The 20,640-nt window shown below is 65.8% G+C and carries 20 protein-coding genes; 12 read left to right on the top strand and 8 right to left on the bottom strand.

All coding sequences use genetic code 11. From position 1 onward, the window contains the following. Window positions 1–37: 37 nt before the first annotated feature. From ACGLHR_RS20055 to ACGLHR_RS20040, 4 genes are all read right to left on the bottom strand, one after another. On the bottom strand, window positions 38–1,468 hold the full coding sequence (locus tag ACGLHR_RS20055; RefSeq protein WP_400096029.1) for a PLP-dependent aminotransferase family protein: 1,431 nt from the start codon (window positions 1,466–1,468) through the stop codon (window positions 38–40). Window positions 1,469–1,652: 184 nt separating this feature from the next. After that, the gene (locus ACGLHR_RS20050; RefSeq protein WP_400096028.1) at window positions 1,653–1,868 is read right to left on the bottom strand and encodes a hypothetical protein; all 216 of its coding nucleotides are present in this window, start codon (window positions 1,866–1,868) and stop codon (window positions 1,653–1,655) included. Next, window positions 1,822–3,117: a TolC family protein gene (locus tag ACGLHR_RS20045; RefSeq protein ID WP_400096027.1), complete on the bottom strand. Its 1,296-nt coding sequence runs from the start codon at window positions 3,115–3,117 to the stop codon at window positions 1,822–1,824. Before ACGLHR_RS20045 ends, ACGLHR_RS20050 begins: the two co-directional genes overlap by 47 nt. A 62-nt stretch (window positions 3,118–3,179) precedes the next feature. Next, window positions 3,180–3,617 (bottom strand): MarR family winged helix-turn-helix transcriptional regulator, encoded by a 438-nt coding sequence (locus ACGLHR_RS20040; protein WP_400096026.1) that lies wholly within the window; start codon window positions 3,615–3,617, stop codon window positions 3,180–3,182. 93 nt (window positions 3,618–3,710) lie between these two features. On the opposite strand from ACGLHR_RS20040, the gene ACGLHR_RS20035 reads away from it, so the two are divergent. Beyond that, window positions 3,711–3,854, top strand: coding sequence for a hypothetical protein (locus ACGLHR_RS20035; protein WP_400096025.1), 144 nt, complete (start codon window positions 3,711–3,713; stop codon window positions 3,852–3,854). Window positions 3,855–4,032: 178 nt separating this feature from the next. On the opposite strand, the gene ACGLHR_RS20030 is transcribed toward ACGLHR_RS20035, so the two are convergent. Further along, window positions 4,033–4,392: a hypothetical protein gene (locus ACGLHR_RS20030; RefSeq protein ID WP_400096024.1), complete on the bottom strand. Its 360-nt coding sequence runs from the start codon at window positions 4,390–4,392 to the stop codon at window positions 4,033–4,035. Between the two features lie 652 nt (window positions 4,393–5,044). Between ACGLHR_RS20030 and ACGLHR_RS20025 the strand changes: the two genes are divergently transcribed. Together ACGLHR_RS20025 and ACGLHR_RS20020 are read left to right on the top strand one after the other, a co-directional pair. Continuing rightward, window positions 5,045–5,518 carry a copper resistance protein CopQ gene (locus ACGLHR_RS20025; RefSeq protein WP_400096023.1) on the top strand — a complete coding sequence of 158 codons (474 nt, stop codon included), beginning with the start codon at window positions 5,045–5,047 and terminating at the stop codon, window positions 5,516–5,518. Between the two features lie 310 nt (window positions 5,519–5,828). Further along, window positions 5,829–6,395 carry a TetR/AcrR family transcriptional regulator gene (locus ACGLHR_RS20020; RefSeq protein WP_400096022.1) on the top strand — a complete coding sequence of 189 codons (567 nt, stop codon included), beginning with the start codon at window positions 5,829–5,831 and terminating at the stop codon, window positions 6,393–6,395. A gap of 305 nt (window positions 6,396–6,700) precedes the next feature. Here the strand turns inward: ACGLHR_RS20020 and ACGLHR_RS20015 are convergent, their stop codons facing one another. Beyond that, on the bottom strand, window positions 6,701–8,407 hold the full coding sequence (locus tag ACGLHR_RS20015; protein WP_400096021.1) for an MBL fold metallo-hydrolase: 1,707 nt from the start codon (window positions 8,405–8,407) through the stop codon (window positions 6,701–6,703). Between the two features lie 140 nt (window positions 8,408–8,547). Beyond that, on the bottom strand, window positions 8,548–9,930 hold the full coding sequence (fliD, locus tag ACGLHR_RS20010) for a flagellar filament capping protein FliD (RefSeq protein WP_400096020.1): 1,383 nt from the start codon (window positions 9,928–9,930) through the stop codon (window positions 8,548–8,550). 646 nt (window positions 9,931–10,576) lie between these two features. Between fliD and ACGLHR_RS20005 the strand changes: the two genes are divergently transcribed. Next, the gene (locus ACGLHR_RS20005) at window positions 10,577–10,840 is read left to right on the top strand and encodes a hypothetical protein (protein WP_400096019.1); all 264 of its coding nucleotides are present in this window, start codon (window positions 10,577–10,579) and stop codon (window positions 10,838–10,840) included. 18 nt (window positions 10,841–10,858) lie between these two features. Here ACGLHR_RS20005 and ACGLHR_RS20000 read toward each other — a convergent pair whose 3' ends face one another. Further along, on the bottom strand, window positions 10,859–11,323 hold the full coding sequence (locus ACGLHR_RS20000) for a DUF4126 domain-containing protein (RefSeq protein ID WP_318233503.1): 465 nt from the start codon (window positions 11,321–11,323) through the stop codon (window positions 10,859–10,861). A gap of 353 nt (window positions 11,324–11,676) precedes the next feature. Between ACGLHR_RS20000 and ACGLHR_RS19995 the strand changes: the two genes are divergently transcribed. The 8 genes from ACGLHR_RS19995 (at window position 11,677) to ACGLHR_RS19960 (ending at window position 20,623) form a co-directional block, all read left to right on the top strand. Further along, a complete protein-coding gene (locus tag ACGLHR_RS19995; protein ID WP_400096018.1) occupies window positions 11,677–12,744 on the top strand; it encodes a porin in 1,068 nt (355 codons plus the stop codon). Window positions 12,745–12,959: 215 nt separating this feature from the next. Then, window positions 12,960–14,213 carry an alpha/beta hydrolase gene (locus tag ACGLHR_RS19990; protein ID WP_400096017.1) on the top strand — a complete coding sequence of 418 codons (1,254 nt, stop codon included), beginning with the start codon at window positions 12,960–12,962 and terminating at the stop codon, window positions 14,211–14,213. Window positions 14,214–14,285: 72 nt separating this feature from the next. Next, entirely contained in the window at window positions 14,286–15,986 is a 1,701-nt protein-coding gene (locus tag ACGLHR_RS19985) for an AMP-binding protein (RefSeq protein ID WP_400096016.1), read from the top strand. A 1-nt stretch (window position 15,987) separates the two neighbouring features. Further along, window positions 15,988–16,860: a VOC family protein gene (locus tag ACGLHR_RS19980; protein ID WP_400096015.1), complete on the top strand. Its 873-nt coding sequence runs from the start codon at window positions 15,988–15,990 to the stop codon at window positions 16,858–16,860. A 20-nt stretch (window positions 16,861–16,880) separates the two neighbouring features. Then, window positions 16,881–18,038: an FAD-dependent monooxygenase gene (locus tag ACGLHR_RS19975; RefSeq protein WP_400096038.1), complete on the top strand. Its 1,158-nt coding sequence runs from the start codon at window positions 16,881–16,883 to the stop codon at window positions 18,036–18,038. Further along, complete coding sequence (locus ACGLHR_RS19970) at window positions 18,035–18,514, top strand: thioesterase family protein (protein ID WP_400096014.1); 480 nt, start codon at window positions 18,035–18,037, stop codon at window positions 18,512–18,514. Before ACGLHR_RS19975 ends, ACGLHR_RS19970 begins: the two co-directional genes overlap by 4 nt. A gap of 12 nt (window positions 18,515–18,526) precedes the next feature. Continuing rightward, window positions 18,527–19,282, top strand: a complete 756-nt coding sequence (locus tag ACGLHR_RS19965) for an Asp/Glu racemase (protein ID WP_400096013.1) — start codon at window positions 18,527–18,529, stop codon at window positions 19,280–19,282. 75 nt (window positions 19,283–19,357) lie between these two features. Continuing rightward, window positions 19,358–20,623, top strand: coding sequence for an MFS transporter (locus ACGLHR_RS19960; RefSeq protein ID WP_400096012.1), 1,266 nt, complete (start codon window positions 19,358–19,360; stop codon window positions 20,621–20,623). Window positions 20,624–20,640 lie beyond the last annotated feature (17 nt).

The raw sequence follows: 20,640 nt of genomic DNA, 5'->3' as shown, positions 1-20,640 counted from the left end.
TTTCTCTAATATGAGGTAACCAGTGGGAAGCTGTCCGCTAGCCGGCCGCCGCTAGCGCCCCGGCCAGCTTTTCCATGCCGGCGTGGATGTCCGCCACGCTGATGCCACCGTAGCCAAACAGGATCCCCGGCGCCGGGGGCTGCCCGCCATACATGCCTGCGATGCCGTAAAGACCGATCGAAGCGGCAGCGGCGCGCGCGATCAGCGCCCGTTCGTCCAGCGGCATCTTGAGGTGCGCCACCATGTGGATCCCCGCGGCCGGCGCGTGGGCCGTGAACCACGGGCTCAGCGGACCTTCCAGGTGCTCAAGCAGCTTGGCGCGGCGCGCGGCGTATTCCTTGTGCATGCGCCGCAGGTGCTTGGCGAAGTAGCCGTCGAGCATGAACTTGGCCAGCGCCGTCTGTGTCATGGTGCAGCTGTGCCAGTCGCCGACCTGCTTGGCCCGGCGCACGGCGGTACCCAGCGGCGCAGGGGGAATCACGTAGCCAATGCGCAGCTCCGGGAAGATCGTCTTGGAGAAGGTCCCCACGTACGCCACCACCCCCGTCTTGTCCAGGCTCTTGAGCGACTCCATCGGGCGGCCCATGAAGCGGTACTCGCCGTCGTAGTCGTCCTCCAGCACCAGCGCGCCGCGGCGTTGCGCCCACTCGAGCAGCGCCACGCGCCGCTCCAGGCCCATGGCCATGCCCAGCGGAAACTGGTGGGACGGCGTGACGTAGACAATGCGCGCGTTGTCCGGCAGGGCGTCCACCACCAGCCCCTGCGCGTCCACCGGGACATAGGCCAGTTGCGCGCCCAGCGCGGAGCACGCAATGCGCGCGGGCGGATACCCGGGATCCTCCACCGCCACCACATCGCCCGGGCGGATGACCACCCGCGCCATCAGGTCGATCGCCTGCTGCGCGCCCTGCGTGATGATGACGTCCTGCCAGTTGCTCACCACGGCACGGCTGAACGCCAGGTAGCGCGACACGGCAAGCCGCAGCTCCTGCTCCCCGGCGGGGTCGCGGTAGCTGCCGAGCCCGCGGGCCTGCACGCGTAGCGCGTGGCTCACGCAGCTGCGCCATTTGTCGAACGGGAACAAGCCCTTGTCGGTGACGCCACCTACGAAGTCGAACGCGGGCGCGGCGCCGGGCGCGGTCCTGGGCAAGACGTCGGGCAGGTGCTCCCAGATCGAGCCGGCGCCGGGGCTGGGGGACAGCGGCGACGGCGAGGGCGCCAGGCCCGTCATCTCGTGGGCGACGAAGGTACCGTCGCCGGCGCGGGCGCGCAGATAGCCCTCGGCAATCAGCCGCTCGAACACGTCGAGCGTGGTCTTGCGCGATACGCCAAGCTGGGTGGCGAGGTCGCGGGTCGACGGCAGCCGTTCGCCCGGCGCCAGCCGGCCGTCGACGATGCCCGCCCGCAACTGGCGATAGAGTTGGCCGGCCAGGCCCTGCCGGCCGTGCATGCTCACATGGATATCCATCTCTTGATCTTGTGTTGGTGGTTACCTGAAGTGGCGGGGATTGGATCGAATTCTAGTACCAGTGGTGCCCGGCTTGCAGCGGCGCTGCCCGGCTTTGCTGCTTGTGCGCCATTGCGCACTGACGCTTTGTCCTTCCCGTCGATCGGCCCGGGGCCGGGTCAGGTCATTCAAGCTCCCGCCACCTTCAGTGCGCGGCCGCAGCGGCGGCAGCATTACCGCCCTTGGCCGGCTTGGTGAACCAGATCAGCGGGATGATCACGATGAAGATCACGCCCGAGATCCAGAAGATATCGTTCAAGCCGAGCATGGTCGCTTGCGTGGTGAGGCTGCGCTCGAAGAACGCCATCGCCTGGTCATGGCTGAAGCCGGCCGTGGCCTGCAAGGCTTCCAGCGAGCGCACGAAGACCGGGTTGTGCTGGCTGGCCTGCTCCGCGAGTTGCGAGTGATGCAGGATGTTGCGGTCGTTCCAGGCTGTACTGGCCAGCGACGTGCCTACGGCGCCGGTGAACACGCGAGCGAAGTTCGACAGGCCCGCGGCGGCAGGGATCTTGTCGGGCGACAGACCGGACAGGAGGATGGCGGTCAACGGCACGAAGAACAGCGCGGTCGGGATGCCTTGCAACAGCGTGGGCAGCACCAGCGTCCAGGTGTCGACGGTGGTGGTGTAGCCCGAGCGCATGAAGAACACCGCGGCGAAGCCGGCAAAGGCCATGGTCGCCAGCACCCGCGCATCGGAGCGCGGCATGATCTTGCGCGGCGACGATGTCGGGGCGGCGCGAGACCAGGTCGGCCGGGAGGTTGTCTGGCAGGCGCACTTCGTCGCCGGGGCTCAGCGTGGGGCGCGCGACGGCCAGCCCGCGGTCCGGGCCGCGGCCGAGCAGGGCGCCCAACTGGTAGCGAGTGTTGAGGACGGCGCCGTTAAGCGCCGTGACCGCCGCGTTGCTGGCGTCGAGGTTGGCGTCGGCGGTGCGTTGTTCCACTTCGGTGTCCAGGCCGGAGGCGGCGCGGGCGTGGGTGATACGGGCCAGCGCGGTGCGCTGCCTGACTTCGTCCTGGGCGATGTCGAGCAGGGCGTACAGGCGGGCCAGTTCGTTGTAGGCGCGGGCCACGGCCGAGCTGACGGACAGGCGGACCTGTTCCGATTCCGCCTCGGCGGCACGGCGTGCCGAAATCGAGGAGGCCAGGGCTTCGCGGTTCTTGCCCCACAGGTCGAGTTCATAGCTGGCGCTGATCACGCCACGGTTTTCGGGTTGCCAGGAGCCGGCGATGGGCGGGGGCGCGAGGGCGGTGCCCGAGTATTGCTGGCGGGTCAGCGTGTAACCGGCGTCCACGCGCGGCAAGGTGTTGGCATTGGCGCCTTCGCTGTAGGCCGCGGCGGCGGCCAGGCGTGCCTTGGCCATGTCGATCGACGGACTGCCTTCGAGCGCTTCTGCAATCAACGCACGCAACTGCGCGTCGCCGAACTGGGCGGCCCAGTCTGCCGCGGGCCAGTGGCCTTGCTCGGCGGGCAGGCTGGCGGTGGTTTCCAGCGCGGTGGGTGCGGTGACGTGCTTGTCGCTGGAGATGCCCGCGTAGTTGGCGCAACCGGCCAGCCAGGCGCTGAGCAGCAGGGGCAGGACCTTGGCGGAGCGCAGGGCGCGGCCGGTCATTCAAGAAGTCTGCGTTTTCATTTTCTGATTTGTCAGATAAATGGTTAAAAAAAGACGCGCGCTCAGGCGGCCGAGAATTTGTCGAGCAGGCGTAACAATTCGTCGAACTCGCTTTTGCTGAAATCCTTGAGGCGCGCATTCAGCACCTCCGGGGCAATCTCCGGAATCTGGTTGGCAACGCTGTGGCCCTTGGCGGTGAGCTTCAGGTTCACCACGCGGCGGTCATCCACGCTGCGCGAGCGGGTCAGCAGGCCCTTGCGCTCCAGCTTGTCGAGGATGCGGGTCATCAGGCCGGTGTCGATCACCAGCAGCTTGCTCAGCTCGAACGGGGTGGTGGCCGTGCCGAGCGACAGCGACAGCAGGATGCCCATCTGCTGGGCGGTGATATCAAGTTCCTTCAGGGCGGCGTCCATCTCCATCAGCACAAGATTGCGGGCCCTGTTGAGGTAGAACCCGACGCTCTGCGTCAGGTTATAGGTCTCTTTCGTGTAGTGCTTCATGCTGGCTCCTGTCTTCCGTCTGCTGGCTGGATAGTATCTGATAAGTCAGATAAATTCAAGGTCAGAATCTACATTCTTTACAGGGTGCCGAACGTGCCGCTTGCAAGCTACCGCCTGGGCATGCCCGACGACAACTTCTACTGGGCGATCGTCGGCGCGCGCGAAGCATCGCAGCGGGGCACGGACGTGTTGCTCGGCGCCAGCGGCCGGCACCCGGAGCGGATCCTGGCCGGCTAGGCGTGATTAACGGGGAGGGGGATGACTAGCTTGCGCACGCAAGCGTATCCCGCGCGGCCAAGGCAGGGGCCGCGCGGGTTTGCCGTTGCAAAGGCTCCGGGCCGGGGCTCTGCCCCGGGGTCAGCATCGCCGCGTAGCGGCGAGAACGACGTGGGTGGCCGCGTCTAGCGGCTGCTCGCTACTTCGATTTCGCGCCGTCCGTGTACGGGTCGGCCTTGCCGGCCTTGGCGCCATCGGTATAGGGATCTGCCTTGCCTGCCTTGGCCCCGTCCGTATAGGGGTCGGTCTTGCCGACCTTGGCTCCGTCCGTGTAGGGATCGGGCTTGCCCTGCGTGGCATTCAGGTCCATTTGCGTGGATTTCTTCGCGCCATCCGTGTACGGGTCGAACTTGCCGGACTTGGCGCCATCCGTATAAGGATCTGCCTTGCCGGCCTTGGCACCGTCGGTGTATGGGTCGACCTTCTTTTGCTGGCCATAACTCAAGCCTGAAGCCGTTGCGGCGGCGACAAGTAACGTCAACGTGAGTACTCTGCGCATCTCTTGCTCCGGTGGTAAGGAGGTGGTCGCCTGTGGCTCAGCCAGGGAACGCATGGGCACAGGCTGGCTGGAATAGCTGGCATCTGCGCCACGCCAGACAAACTGGGGCGGTAACCTCGGTGGGCCAGCGGGGCACGCAAGCGAAGGCAGGCCAGGGCGCATGAATACTCGCCCCACGCCTGCTTATGCCGCGTCCCGCACAGTTCATCCTAGGAGTGAATGCTCAGAGGCCGTAGTAAAACGTTGTAAATCCTTGTTGCGTTTTTTCCTTTCAGCCGCGTCCTTTCCCGGCGCGTGAAAAATGGGCAACGACCGGTGCTTTTTCCGGTTTTTCCGGTTTCTTCTTCGAGCGTCTCCACTTGGTCAATGTGCACTTAACGCCATATTATGGGCATTTGACATCCGGTCTGAAAAACTCCTTGACTATCTATCTACCAGTAGATAATATTCACGACATGGAAGCCGCTGCTCCGCCCCAGCAAGGAAAGCTGAAGCAGGAAAGAGGATCCAACGCAGCACCCGGGGAGTCCCCGTTTTTTTTGGCCAGCTTATCTATCTACTGGTAGATAACAGCCAGTCAAAGCAAGGGTTCCAAAGCGTACCGAATCGATTCCGCCCGAAGCGCGGATCCTCAATGTGAATGGAGAACGTCATGACCTCGAACCTCTTCGCCAAGACCCTCATCACCGCCGCCGCCCTTGCTGCCGCCTTCGTGGCGGGTACCGCCCAGGCTTCGGGCCCGAAGGACAGCACGTTCTCGGGTGACAAGTACGGCTACGTGTTCCGCACCACCACACCCGACGCTTATACCGATGGCGCCCGCACCGGCAAGTTCGACCCGTACGCCGACGGTTTGCGCGTTGGCAAGGCCGACCCGTACACGGACGGTGCCCGCATCGTGGCCGGCCTGGACCGTACCGGGGTGTCGGCTAGCCCGGCCCGCAGCGTTGACGCTTATACCGATGGCGCCCGCACCGGCAAGTTCGACCCGTTCACGGACGGTGCCCGCACCGTGGCCGGCCTGGACCGCAGCGGGGTGTCCGCTAGCCCGGCCCGCGGCGTTGACGCCTACACCGATGGCGCGCGTGGCAAGTTCGACGTGTTCAGCGATGGCGCCAATGCCTGAGCGCTGCCAGGGCATCCCGGCGATCGCCGCCCGGATGCCCGATAGCGCTTGGGAAACAGAATGAGAGTGAAATAGAGTGGGAGTGCATCATGAATTTACGGGACAGTTTCCTGATCCTGGCTGGCTGGGTGGTTCTATGCGTTGCCAGTGGCTCTGTGGTCACCGTGGTGGCGCAAGTGCTCCCGGCGTGAGCCGACTTAAGGCCTTTTAAGCGCAACTAAGGTGCAACTTAGGCCCAACTAAGCTGGCTTGTTGCGACTGCACATGAAATTGGCTTGAGGATCTATCGATAGATAGATAAGATCGCGCTATGAAAACGCAATCCGTACGCGAACAACTGCTCGAACACACGCTGGTGCTGATCCGCCGGCGCGGTTTCAATGGTTTCAGCTATCGCGACCTGGCCGAGCTGGTCGGCGTGAAGACGTCGAGCATCCACTATTACTTCCCCGCCAAGGACGACCTGGTGCTGGAGGCAGTGAAGGAATACAGCGCCCGTATCTCCGAACGGCTGCGCAGCGTGGACGCCTCGCTTGCCCCTGCCGTGCAGGCCGAGGGTTACCTTAACTTCCTGCGTACCGCGGCCTGCGGCGACCAGATCTGCCTCGCGGGCATGTTGTCCACCGAGACGCTGTGCCTGCCGGAATCGGTCCACGCCGAGCTCAAGGCGTTCTACCGCATGAACGAGAACTGGCTGATGGGGTTGATCGAGCGCGCGCAGAAGGAGTACGGCAAGGTCTATCCGGTGACGCCACGCGCGCTGGCGCAGGTGATCTATGGCGCGCTGCAGAACGGCTTGATCGTGGCGCGGCTGTTCGGGGCGCCCGAGCGGCTGGAGTCCGCCGCGGACCTGCTGATGGCTTCGGTATCCGAGTAAGACATATAGCAAACCTGAAGCATCGGCCGAGGCCGCCGAACGGGCCAAAACCGCGCGCCATGACGACGGGAGTTACTCCCTCTCCCCTCACGGGGAGAGGGTTGAGGAGAGGGGCGGTTTGGCTAGGAGCCACTGGAAGCGAAGCCAATGGTTTTGTCCAGCACGCTGGCGTAACGAGCGCCCGCCCTCTCCCCCAGCCCCTCTCCCGCGCGCGGGAGAGGGGAGCACGACAACGCCGAGCCGGCTTTGTCGCCAAGCCGAGCCGACCTATCGAGGTCGGCTTTTTGTTTGCATTCCGCGGCGTTTCAGCCTGCTGCGTTCTCCCCTATCTTCCACTGCTCGTCGACCTCCTGCACGCGGCCGTCCTGCACCAGCTTGAGCAGGTGCGCCAGCAGCGAGCGCTTTGCCACCGGGAGCATGCGTTCCGGCACGTCGTCGTAGACGCGCAGGAGCAAGGCATCGATGCCGGTTTCGCCAAGCTCGCGCAGCGCGTTGAGCACCTTTGCCTCGCGCTGCATGCGATGGCGGATCAGGGTGCGGATGGCATCGGCTGGCCGGGGCATCAGGAAGCCGTGGCCGGGCGCGAGCCATTCCAGGTCCTCGTCCTGCAGCGCGGCCAGCGAGGCCAGGTATGCGTGCATGTCGCCGTCGGGTGGATTGATGACGACGGTGGAACCCTGCATCACGTGGTCGCCGGTGAACAAGGTCTTTTCTTGCTCAAGCAGGAAGCAAAGATGATTGGATGCATGTCCCGGCGTGTGAACGACGCGCAGCGTGCAGCCTTCGCCCAGCGCCAGGCGCTCGCCGTGCGCCAGGATGCGCTCGGGCTGGAAGGTCTGGTCCTGGCGTGGCGTTGGCGGCGCGGGGCGGCCCAGCACCGGCGCGCCGGTGGCGGCCTTGAGCCTGGGCGTTGCCGGCGAGTGGTCGATATGGGTGTGGGTGGCCAGGATCCAGCGGATCGGGCCGGGTGCGGCCGCCAGCACGGCGGCCACATGGGCTTCGTCGTCGGGGCCCGGATCGATCACGGCCCATTCGTTGCGCGCGGGGTCCCCCACAAAGTACGTGTTGGTGCCGGGCCCGGTCATCACACTGCCATTGCCGGCGGTGACGCGCCAGACGCGCTCGGACAGCCGCACCGCGGCGCCGGTCGCCAGCTCATAGCGCGCATGGCCCTGGCCTTGCGGGTCGATGCGCTCGATCTCGGCATAGGCAGGCTCAGAGGGCAGCACGGGCCGCAGGCCGCCACCGCCCTGGGCCAGGCGCGGCATGATGCGCGCAATGTCGCGCAGCTGCGCCGCATGGTCAAAGCAGGCCTGGGCGGTGTCGAAGCGGGCAATCGAGGCTAGCGTGCGCCGCGTCACGGCCACCAGCTTCAGGCCACGCGCCGGATCGATGGCATCGCTCGGTCGTACCCAGAGATGCTCCACGGCTTCGTCGCCATCGTGCGTGGCGGACTGGCCGGCGGGCGCCACGGCCACGAAAAAGCGTGTATCGAAGCGCTTGGCCAAGCCGGGTGGCGTCAGCCAGTGGCTGTGATACGCCAGGCGGTCCACCGCCAGGCGCACACCAAGCCGCTCGCAGAGCTGCGCCATGCCCGGGCCGCCGCGCCGCGCGGATTGCCGCAGCCATGCCTGCTGCGTGGCATCCAGCGTGTCCAGCGCGATCAGCTTGCCGCTGGCATCGCTCGCAAACAGCAGGCCGGCTTCCTCGAAACACTCGCGCACGGCTGCCAGGTAGAAATCCAGGCCGCCGTCAGGCAGCTTGAGACGCTTGCTGGCCGCGGCATCGTCCAGGCCGGCGCAGGCATCGTGCAGGGTTCTGTCTTGCGGGTCGAGCGTGCCGCCGGGAAAGACGAAGGCGCCGCTGCTGCGGTCGTCGTTGCGCTCGGGGCGGCGCACCAGCAGCACTTCCATGCCGGCCGCGCCATCGCGCACGACCAGGATGCTTGCGGCTTGGCGCAGCGAGGGGGATCGTAAAGGAGGGGTGCTTCCGCTCTGTTCTTGTTCGCGCATGTGGGGCGGTTCCTGATGGACTGGCTGGGATCAGGCGACAGTGTAGCGGCATCGCACGGTTATGCCACCGAGGGATAGCGAGACGGTAAGCCGCCCGCGGGGCCGTCCCGCCCTCGCAGGCGGGACGGCAATGGTGCCGTTTACTTCGTGGACGTGTTGTTCATCGCCGCGAATTGTTGCGTGAGGTAGCTGGCGGTGGAGTTCAGCCGGTTGATCATCAGGTCAAGCTGCTGGAACTGCGCCCGATAGCGCGACATCGTGGCGTCGATGCCCGCGGAGGTGCGGGTATAGGCGCTGTCGAGGTCCTTCAGGTTGGTGTTGATGCCTTCGGTGGCCGTCGTCAGCGCGCCCTTCGTGGCGCTGAACGACTTCGCCATTTCCGCCAGCTGATTGCCATAGCCGGACTTGCCGTCGACCCCGCTGAACAGCTGCGCCACGCCGGTCCGGTTGCTGGCGAGCGCCTTGTTCAGCTTGGCAGTGTCGAGCCCCATGGAGCCGTCGGCCTTGAACGAGATCCCGATCTGGGTCAGGTTGACCAGGCTGGAGTCGCTGGCGCCGGTTTGCGGCGTGTTGAACATGGAGCGCAACTGGTTCTGGATCGTGCGCAGGGTCGCGTCGCCCAGCAGCGGAGACTGGGTGCCCTTGTTGGACTTGTCGAAGGCGGACAGCTTCGCGGCGGTGCTCTGCAGCGTGTTGTAGGCCGTGACAAAGCCCTGCACGGCGCCAGCCATCGTCGCGGTGTCGGTGACGGCGGTCACCGTGCTGTCGCCCTTGCTCAGCAGGTTCAGCGTCAGGCCCGGCGCGGCGCCTTGCACCGAGTTGGTCGGGCTGCTCACGTCGATGCCGTTGATGGTCAGCTTGGCATCGAGGGCCTCGATGTTCTGCTTCATCGCCTTGGTGCCGGCCGGGTCATACGCCAGCAAGCCGGCAATGGTGCTGGGGTCGCCGGCGCCGTTGCTTTCCACCGAGATGCGCATGCTAGACTTGGCGCCCGTGGCGTTGGACGTCAGCACCATGCGGTACGGCGTGCTGCCGCCATCGTTGACGATGCTGGCGGTCACGCCCGAATTGGACGCGTTGATCGCATCGCGGATGCCGGTCAGCGTGTTGTTGGTGCCGTTGATGTTGATCGAGGCGGGCGTGCCGGTGCCGGGCGTGAAGACAGCGCCCTCGGTGGTCCCGAACTCGATCTTGATCTTGGCGCTGCCCAGCAACTGGCCCGTGCTGTCGGTGATGCCGTTGGACACCAGCGTCTGCGATTGCGCCAGTTGCGTCACCTTGACCGCATAGCTGCCCGCCATCGCGGACTTGTCGGCCACGACGCCCAGCACGTTGGTGCTGCTGGACGTGGTGGTGGTGCTGTTGTACAGGCTCGCCGTGCCAAGCGCGCTGGCGGCATTCTGGAACGAAGCCAGCGCCCCTTGCAGCAGACCATAAGCGGAGAGCTTGGTGGTGTGGACGGTGGCCTTCTTGGTCAGGGCGGTGAGCTTGGTCTCTTCCGCCTTTTGCAGATTGTCTAGCAAGGTGTTCCAGCTTGGACCCGACACCTATCGAGGAAATAGCCATGGTTGCAATCCCTTAATTGCGTGTTGGAGGAGGTCGGCCCGCCGAAGCGGCCCGGCTAGTGAGGAGAGCCAGTTGCGCGCGGATGCTACGGCCGGCACGCAGGGCTTCCTCGGGCGAAGTACTGATCGATGGCGTCGCCATTGGCGTGCGTTGTATTGCGACAAGCCGATGGTTCCCGGGCAGGAAATCCGGTGCCCGTCGCCTGGCTGTCGCGTCGCCCTTGATGCTGTCGACACGAGGGTAGATACGGGTACGCCGGGACGGCCGTGGGAGGCCACGGGCCATTAAGATGCTGACTTCACCCCGATCGCTGATCTGTCGGCTGTGTGCGCCGATCTTGCCCTCGTTTCGCGCAGAAGAGGTGCGCACCGACCGGGAACCAGGGGGTAATCCCGATCGTGTGCTTCACTCTTCACGTTCGAGATCGTAGCGGCGTGGGTCAGGGTCCAATTGAGAGAATAAGAGGTGAAAGTCCGCGCATATCGCCTGGGTTGGCGCCGCGCCCGGCGCGTTGCCAACGACAGCGAAATCCATCGTCCGGCCTGCAAAAAAAACACTGCGGGACTGGTCATTTGCCATCAAGTTCGAGAGGGAGATGCCGATATGAACCGCAAGGGTTTGCTCGACGCAGCGGCGGTACTGGAAGACCTGGCGGCAGGGCTGCAGCCCGACCCGCAGCGCCTGGCGGCCGGCGCGCAGGCGCTCGAGGCCATGCACGCCGATCACCCGTCGTGGCGCGACATGACCGACGCCGCGTTCGGCCTGCAGGCGCTGGCCGCGGGCGGCGCGCTTGGCCTGGACGCGAGGGGGCGCGCACGCGCGGCCCGCCTGGCGGAGGTTATCCGCAGCCTGGTCGATCCTTTATAGGCCGGCTGGCATCGCTGCCTAAGCCAGCGACAGCACCATGACCGCCGCGCCGATGACGGCAACCAGGTCTTCGATCACCGCCGCCGGCCGGTCCCTGCCAAAGATCGCCGCAAGGCGCGCGCGCACAGCCGCGCCGCCGAGCGTGCCGATCACGGCGCCCACGGCGCCAAGAATGGCCCCTCCCACCAGCAAGCCGCCACCCGCCCCGATCGCGGCCCCGCACAGCGCCCCCGAAAGGATGCGCGCGCTGAACTGCTGCGGCACCTTGCGGCTCGGCGTGCCGGGCAGCTTGTCGGTGATGAGTTCCACCGCGGCCAGCACGCTGAAGATCCAGGGCGTGAACCGATAGCCCATGAAGGCAAGCCAGCTGCCCGACAGGTCCAGCAAGCCTGCGTGGACCGCCCAGCTGACGGCGGCGGGTGCCGTCATGGCGCGCAGGCCAGCCACGATGCCGATAAAAAGCGAGAGCAAGTACAGGGTCATGTCGTCTGTTCTCAATCAGGGCTGACAAAGGTGGCACCGCTGACGCGATGAGCTTAAGCCCATGCCATGCGCGGGCACGTGCGCTAACCCGCATGGCGAGTATGCCAGCGGCGCATGGCGAAGCAAGCGTTTGAGCGTCGCGGGCCGGCCCCGAGGCTTGCGCAGCGTCTGCCTGACATGCCGTGGCACCGGGAAAACCATTATTTAACACCATATCAAAACTCAATAGTATTTATTGAGTGTATATCAATTGATTGAGTGAGCATTCGTCGTCGAGGCTGCCTGTCAGGAGACCGCACGACCAGACGCAGGCCGATCGCAGCTTGCGGACAAGACCCAATCAAGGAGGCGTAATGAACAAAGCACTGGCCATGGCCGCGGCGACACTCGCGGCACTGACCCACGGGCAAGCGCAAGCCCAATCGTCCGTCACGATGTATGGCGTGGTGGATGCGGGCATCGAATACCTGAACCGCGTGCCGAACGCGGCAAAGCAGGGCGACAGCCTCTTGCGCATGACCTCCGGCAATATTGCCGGCAGCCGCTGGGGCATGCGTGGCGTGGAGGATCTCGGTGGCGGCCTAAAGGGCGTGTTCGTGCTCGAAGGCGGCATGGTGCTCGATACCGGATCGTCCTCCCAGGGCGGCCGGATCTTTGGGCGCAAGGCCTATGTCGGCCTCGACAGCAGCACCTATGGCCAGTTCACGCTGGGCCGGCATCACAACCTGATGTTCGACCTGATCATCGCGTTCGATCCCATGTTCGTCGCGCCGAAGTACTCGTCGTTCAGCCACGACAACTGGCTGGCGGGACGCGTGGACAACGCGGCCAAGTACACCGGCAAATTTGGCGGGCTGACGGTAGCGGCGCTGTACAGCTTCGGGGTGGATTCCACCGTGGCCAATGGCTCGGAAGTGCCGGGCAACAGCCGTGTGGGGCGCGATATGAGCGCCGGCTTTACCTACCAGAGCGGCCGTTTTCGCGTGGGCGGCGCGTACGACCAGCTCAATGGCAGCAGCGCGGCCACGGCCGGCAAGACAGAGCGGCGCTATGTCGGCGCGGCCGCGGTGGATCTGGAAGCGGTCAGCGTCTACGTGGGCTACCGCCGGCTGGCGAGCCAGTTGCTGGCGTCGATGTCGCGCACGGACCTGATGTTGACCGGCGTGAACTGGAACCTGACGCCAGCCGTTGCGCTGACCGGCGCCGTGTACAAGACCAATGACCACACCTCGGCCAAGGATCCTATCTCCTTTGTGCTGTCGGCCGGATATCGGTTCTCCAAGCGCACCGACGCCTACCTGACGACTTCCTACACGAAGAACAAGGGTGGGTCCGCGCTCAGTGCCAACGGCTACGACGGCTCGATCGTTCCCGGCGCCAACCAGCTGGGCGCGGTGGTGGGTCTGCGGCATAGCTTCTGAGCGGCGGCTAGCGCGCTTTTCACCTGGCACTTTCCTGTGCGGCTAACGCCGACACTTGGCGGCTACCCATCGACTTGACGGTGCAGCCGCTTTCTTTTTGCGCGCATCGTGGGGTGGGTGCAGTGTTGGCGCGAGACAAGGTTTACCATTAATTGACATGCAATCAAATAAAGCCTAAATTATTGAGACGGTAGCATTTAATCAAAGGAGACGCCATGACGGAGCAGATCAAGGCACAGGTAACAGCAGGCATGCGTGGCGCATCGTGGGATGCGCGCCTGATGACGCGCCCTTACCAGATGGTCCCCTATGCGCTGGGTACCGCGGATGGCCAGCGCACGCTCGGCTTTCTCTTCACGGCGACCGGCAAGGAAAAGACCGTCGTCTCGGTGATGCACCCCCGCGAGATGGCGATCACGCATTACCTCGTGCCGTTCATCCTCGACGCCGGTTGCGCCTGCTGGGTGCAGGGCCCCCGCTCGATCGGCAACGACCTGCGCCTGGAGCATGAGATCGCGCTGTTCGACGTGGCGGCCGGCATGGCGCACCTGCGCGAGCTGGGCTTTGAGCGCATCGTGCTGCTGGGCAACTCCGGCGGCGCATCGCTCTACACCTTCTACAACCAGCAGGCGCTCACGCCGGCATCGCAGCGCATCGCCAGGACCCCGGGCGGGCGGCCGACCAACCTGGCCGAGCTGCAGATGCCCACCGTCGACGGCATGATCCTGGTGTCGCCGCATCCGGGGCAGGGCAAGCTGCTGATGGCCGGGCTCGATCCTTCCGTTGTCGACGAGAACGATCCGATGCAGACCGATGCCTCGCTCGACCCGTTCTGCGCGGCAAACGGCTTCGACGCCGCCAGCGGGCGCGGCAGCTATGCGCCGGATTTTGTCGCGCGTTATCGTGCCGCGCAGGAAGAGCGGGTCAGGCGGATCGACGAGCATGCCAGGCAGTTGCTGCACATCAAGCAAGACGCCCGCCAGCGCATCAAGGCAGGTGGCGGCACCGATCTGGACCGGCGCGTGGCCGCGCATGCGCCTATCTTCCACGTCTGGCGCACGGACGCCGACCTGCGCTCCTGGGACATCACGCTGGACCCGTCGGACCGCAAGACGGGATCGCTGTGGGGCGAGGATCCCTTTGTCTCCAACTGGGGCAGCGTTGGCTTTGCCCGCGTGGTAACACCGGAATCCTGGCTGTCGACCTGGTCGGGCCTGACTTCCAATGCGTCGCTGGACAAGACCATCGGCGCGGTGCACCAGCCCACGCTGCTGCTGGAGTACACCGGAGACCAGTGCACGTTCCCCGCCGATATCGAGTCAGTCTACGAGCAGATCGGCAGCACGGAAAAGCGCCATATCCGCGTGCGCGGCAATCACCATGGCATGGCATTGAGCCGCGACGAAGAGCCGGGCCAGCGTATCGCCGGGGCGCACATCGTCGAGTGGCTGCGCGAGCTGATGGTGTAAGGCAAGTCATCCGGCGCGTCGGGCCACGTTCGGCGCGCCAGTAAAAAAACAGACAGGCAAGGGTAGACAGACATGTTGCAATCCCAATCGGTACGGCCCCCGGAGCTACTGGCGGGCGTCAGGTACCCCGACGAAGACCGGCTGCGGCGCTATGTTGCCGAAGGCGTGCTGACGCAAGAAACCTTGGTCGGCGCATTTCGCGCGTCGTTCCAGGCCAACGCGGACCGGCTCGCGCTGGTGGGCCCGGAGGGCCGGCTGACCTACCGCGAACTGGACGAGAAAACCGAGCGCCTTGGCGCCGCGCTGCTGGCGCTGGGCCTGCGGCCGCTGGATCGCGCGGTGTTCCAGTGCGGCAACAGCAACGAGCTGCTGCTGGCATTCTTTGGCTGCCTGAAGGCGGGCATCATTGCGCTTTGCTCGCTGCAGGCGTTCCGCAAGCTGGAGATCGGCTATCTCGGCAATCTTTGCGAAGCGCGCCTGCACTTGGTGCAGGGCGACGATGCCAAGTTCGACGACGTGGCCTTTGCGCAGGAGATGCAGGCGGAAGTGCCGAGCCTTTCCATCATCCTGCAGGCGCGTGGCGAGCGTCGTGGCAGCGCGGTGCTGCTGGCCGACCTGATCGAGGAAATGCCGCTGGCCAGGGCGCGCGAGATCCTGGCGGGCGTCAAGCCCGATCCCTTCCAGGCTGCCGTGTTCCAGCTCTCCGGCGGCACCACGGGCGTGCCCAAGATCATCCCGCGCTTCCAGAACGAATACCTGTACAACATGCGCGCGGTGGCGGCTTGCAATGGCTATACGAAGGACGACGTGCTGTTCTTCCCCACGCCGTACATGCACAACCTCAACATGGGCTGCTTCTTCGGGCCGTTCCTGCTGACCGGCGCCACGTTGACGGTCACCCCGGATCTCAGCGAGGAGAACCTGCGCGGCCTGGTGCGCGACTACCAGCCTACCTGGTTCGGCGTGGCGGGCCCGATCCTGACGCGCATTGCGCCGGAGCTGGCGCAGTCCGATGCCAGCGCACGCTCGCGCAGGAATTTCATCGCGACGAAGAACGCCGCCGGCCTCACGCGGCTGACCGGCTCACCCACGCACCACATTTTCGGCATGACCGAAGGCGTGATCATGTTCGCCCGCAAGCACGACCCGCAAGAGATCCGCGACACCTCCGTCGGCAGTCCAGTGTCCACGCATGACGAGGTCAAGCTCGTGTACCCCGGCACGGAGGATCCCGTGGCCGACGGCGAGCCCGGCGAGGCCCTGTTCCGCGGGCCTTACACCATCCGCGGCTACTACAAGTCCGAGCAGGAAGACGTGACCCGCTTTACCGCGGACGGCTTCTACCGCTCCGGCGACCTGATGACCTCGCGCGTGGTGGACGGCAAGCGCTACTACTTTTTCTGCGGCCGCATCAAGGATGTGGTGGACCGCGGCGGCGAGAAGATCAACGCCGAGGAGCTGGAAAACGTCATCAACCTGCACCCGGGCGTGCTGGCCTCGGCCGTGGTGGGCATGCCGGATCGCGTCTATGGCGAGCGCGTGTGCGCCTTCGTCATTCCCGAGCCGCCGGCAACCGATCTCACGTTGGCGCAACTGACCCAATACCTGCAGGAAGCCGGGCTGGCCAAGTTCAAGTGGCCCGAACGGCTGGAAGTCATCCGAGAGTTCCCGCTGACCGCATCCGGCAAGCTCAGCAAGGTGCTGCTGCGCCAGCAGATCATCCAGTTGCTCGAGGCCGAGACGGCCGGCAACACCGTAACCGAAGGGAAGTGAAATGACCGAAGCGAAACACCTTGTCGGCGTGCCGTCCGTGCAACTGCACGGCGTGCACCACACCGCGCGTCCCACCTGGAAGCTGGCCGAGACCGTGCATTTCTACCGCGACCTGCTCGGCCTGCCGCTGGTCCACGCCATTTCGGCCAAGGGCTGGGGCCCGGACAACCATGCGGACTTCCTGCACTTCTTCTTCGACAGCGGCAACAGCAGCACCATTGCCTTCTTCTACTACATCGGCACCGAGCGGCCGGACTGGCTGGCGGTACACGAGCACTACCAGGACCGCGCCACGCACACCGCCTGGCGCGTGCGGGACGAAGCGGAGCTGCTGGCATGGCGCCAGCGCGTGGAGGCGGTCGGCATTCCGGTGCGCTACCAGATCCGCCACGAGGTCATCGAGTCGATCTACTTCAACGATCCCAACGGCTATCCGATCGAGATCACCTGGCAGCTGCGCCCGTTCAGCGAGGCCGATGCGCTTGACGCCAGGCTGACCATCGAGGCCGCCATGGCGCTGGAGAAAGCCGCCGACGCCGCCACGGCCTTTACTTCCATCGAACCCGTCTGGCAGGCCAAGGCCGCGCAGATCGGCACGGCGCCGGAGCAGGCCGGCCGCGCATCGGTCTACGTGCTGGACGTGCCGGAATTCGCCGCGCTGATCGACGTGGCGCGCACTACCGAAGGCTATGCCACCACGCCGCTGCCAAACGGCTATGTGCGCATCGACGGCAATCCGCAGATCCACTTCCGGCGCAAGGCGCTCGGCTTCAAGCCGGCAGTCTGGTACGGCGCGCTGACCGGCGGCCTGGCCGGGCGCATCGTCCAGTTCGACATGGACGCGCTGGTGATTTCCCCGGGGGAGGCGCAATGAAAGCCGCCATGAAGGCCGCCATGAAAGTCGCCATCATCGGAGGCGGCCCCTCGGGGCTCTTCCTCTCCATCCTGCTCAAGGAGCGGCTGGCGTCGGTGGAGATCGACATCTACGAGCAAAACCCGGAGAACGCCACCTTTGGCTTCGGCGTGGTGCTGGCCGACACCGGGCTGTCCAACCTGCGTGCTGCCTCGCCGGCAGTGGTCGACGAGCTCGCCAAGGCGATGCGCTTCAGCGACCAGCACACCATCGTGAGCCATGAGGCCCCGATCACCATGAAGCGCCCCGGCGCGGGCGGCGGCGCGATTCCGCGCATCCAGTTGCTGTCGGTGCTGCAGGCGCGAGCCCGCGAGCTGGGTGTGCGGGTGACGTACAACCAGCGGATCAGCGACTTCTCGGCCATCGACGCCGACCTGGTCGTGGGCGCGGACGGCGTCAACTCGCTGCTGCGGGCGTCCAACGAGGAGGGCTTTGGCACCACGCGCCGCAACCTGACCAACCACTTTGCCTGGTACGGCGTGGAGAAGGCGTTCCCCAACCCGGCCCTGGTGTTCCGGCAGTACAAGGGCGGCTATTTTGTGGCGCACTACTACCCGTACTCGGATTCCATGAGCACCTTCGTGGCCGAGTGCGATCACCAGACCTGGCAGGATTTCTCCATGGACGCGATGTCCAACGAGGCGCGCCAGGCCTTGTTCGAGACGGTGTTCGCCGCGGAGCTGGGTGGCTACAAGCTGGTCTCCAATCACTCGAACTGGCGCCAGTTCCCGGTCGTGGTCAACCGGACCTGGCACGTTGGCAACCAGGTGCTGATTGGCGATGCGCTGACCAGCGCCCACTTCTCGATCGGCTCGGGCACCCGCATCGCCATGGAAGACGCGATCGCGCTGGCCGAGGCCATCGTGGCGTTCCCCGATGACGTGCCGGCGGCCCTGCAGCGCTACGACGACGTGCGCCGCCCGCAGAAGGCCAAGCTGATCCAAGCGTCGGAGGCTTCGTACAACTGGTATGAGCGCATCCGCGAGTGGATGAACGTGGCGACGCCGCATGAGTTCGTCTACCGCTTCATGACCCGCACCGGTCGCGTGGATGTGAACCGGCTGCGCGAGCAGTATCCCATCCTGATCGCCGAGCTGGCGGCCGCGGGCGTCAGCGATCTCACCACACCGCAGCCATGATGCGTGCCACCGAGTATGTGCTCAGCGAGCAGCCGTTCGTGGTCCGCCGTACGGTGCGCTGGGGCGATTGCGATCCCGCCGGCGTGGTGTACACCGGCCGCTTCACCGACTACCTGCTGGGCGCGGTCGGCCTGTTTGCCGACCACATGGCCGGCGGAGCAGGGCGGCTGGGCGAGGCGCATGGCGTGGGCACGCCGTGCAAGGCGATGCGCTTTGAGTTCATCGGCACGCTGTGGCCGGACGATGTGATCGACATCGAGTGCTTTGTCGAAGCCATCCGCACGCGCGCCTATGACATCCGCTGCATCGCCCGCCGCCCCGACGGCGCGCCGGTGTTCGATGCCATGTTCTCCCCGATCTGCGTGCGGCTGGACGCGCGCGTGGGCACGCCCATCCCGGATTCCCTGCGCGCCGCGCTCAGCGTTTTTCTGCGCAAGCCGGCCACCGTCCCCGCCCGGACCGAGCCTCAGACCTAAAGCGAACCCAAGATGAATTACCGAATTGGCCAGATTGTCCCCAGCTCCAACATCACCATGGAGCGCGAAGTGCCGGCCATCTTCGCCGGGCGCATGCAGCAACTGCCGGAGCGTTTCTCCTTTCATTCAAGCCGGGTGCGCATGCACCGCGTGGTGGCGGAGGAACTGGAGCGCATGAACCGCGACATGGGCCGCTGCGCGCTGGAACTCGCCGACGCGCGCGTGGACGTGATGAGCACCGCCTGCCTGGTGGCCACGATGTGCATGGGCCGTGGCTACCACCGGCAAGTGATCGAAGACCTGAACGCGGCCATTGCCGGCGCGCCTTACCGGCCCGCGATCATGACCTCGGCCGGCGCGCTGGTCGAGGAGCTGAAGGACTTTGGCGCCAGGCGCATCTCGCTGATGGCGCCCTACAGCGACGCGCTGACGCGCACCGTGGTCGAGTACATCGAGAGCGAGGGCATCGAGGTCAAGGATGCGATCAATTTCTCGATCCTCGACAACCTGGAAGTCGGCGAGCGCGACCCGCTGCAGTTGCTGCAGGACATGAAGCGCCTGGACACCGTCGGCGTGGACACGGTGGTGCTGTCCGCGTGCGTGCAGATGCCGTCTTTCGCCGCGATCGAGCGCGCGCAGCTGGCGCTGGGCGTGCCTGTCACCTCGACGGCCATCTGCACGGCGCGGCAGATGCTGCGGCGCCTGGGCCTCGATGCGGTGGCGCCGGGTGCCGGCGCGTATCTCGGCAGCACGACCGGGCTGGCGTAGGCAACGAGCGCAACGAGCGCAACGAAAGCACAACGAAGGCGCAACGAAAGGGCCATCAGCGCCCGAGGAGACAACATGATTCAGGAAGCCCATCGCGCACCGTGCCCCGCCGGAAGGTGGACCTATATCACGGTAGTGCTAGGCGCGGCGCTCGGCATGCTGGCCGGCTATGCGCCGCTGTTCAACGCGACCGCCGGCGTGTTCGTGCGGCCGCTGGCCACCGAGTTCGGCTGGGGCCGCTCGGAGGCGTCGCTGTCCTACGCGGCCTCGATGTTCGGGCTGGCAGTGGTGAGCCCGCTGGTGGGCACCATGATGGACCGCTATGGCGTGCGGCGCGTGATCGCCGTGTCCGCGGTGGTCTTCGGCATTGCCACCGCCAGCATGGCGCTGCAGAACGGCAGCAAGGCCATGTGGGTCGGCTTGTCGGTGGTGGTTGGCGTGTTCGGCGCGGCCACGTCGGTGCTCGGCTATCTCGCCGTGCTGCCGCAGTGGTTCGACCGCCGTCTTGGCCTCGCACTTGGCGTGGCCATGTGCGGCCTGGGGGCGGGCACCGTGCTGATGCCCGCCACGGCGCAGTATCTTGTGACCGGATACGGCTGGCGCACTGCCTATGTTGTGCTCGGCGCGGGATCGATCGCCTTGTCCTTGCTGGCATGCTCGCTGTTGCGTGAGCGCAAGACGGCCGGACGGGCGCAGGGCGCCGCTCGTGGCCAGGCCGTGGATGGCGTCCCGTTTGTTGAAGCACTGCGCAGCTATCGCCTGTGGGCCATCTGGGCGGTATTCGTGCTGGCGTCCTCCGCCACGCTGTCGCTAGGTCCCCATCTGCCGGCGATGTTCGCCGACCGCGGCTTCAGCCCGGCGGATGCGGCACGCAGCGCCTCGATGGTGGGCATCGGCCTGCTGATCGGCCGTATCCTGACCGGGGTGCTGATCGACCGGATCCACGCCCCGTTCGTCGCCTGCGTGTTCTTTGGCGGTGGCGCGCTGGGCATCTTCCTGCTGCGCTCGGCGCATGACTACCAGGCATTGCTGCTCGCCACCACGCTGATCGGCCTCACCATCGGCGCGGAGGGTGATCTGATCTCCTACCTGGTGCGTTCCTACTTCGGCTTGCGATCCTTTGGCGCCTTGTTTGGCATTGCGTTCTCGGGCTACGGATTTGGCGCGGTGATCGGCCCGATCGGGCTTGGCGCCTGGTTCGACCGCCACGGCAGCTACGATGCGCCGCTGCTGGTACTGTCCTTCATGTTGCTGCTGGCCGGCGCGCTGACGCTTTCCCTTGGCCGGTACCGGCGTGCGGGCGATCTACCGGCCGTGGCGCCGGCAGCCGCCAGCGCATGAGCACGGGCTTGGGGCCA

Origin of the sequence: Cupriavidus sp. CuC1 (assembly GCF_044627735.1) — a bacterium.
Taxonomy (GTDB): Bacteria; Pseudomonadota; Gammaproteobacteria; order Burkholderiales; family Burkholderiaceae; genus Cupriavidus; species Cupriavidus ulmosensis.
This window is presented reverse-complemented; position numbering and strand designations above follow the sequence as displayed.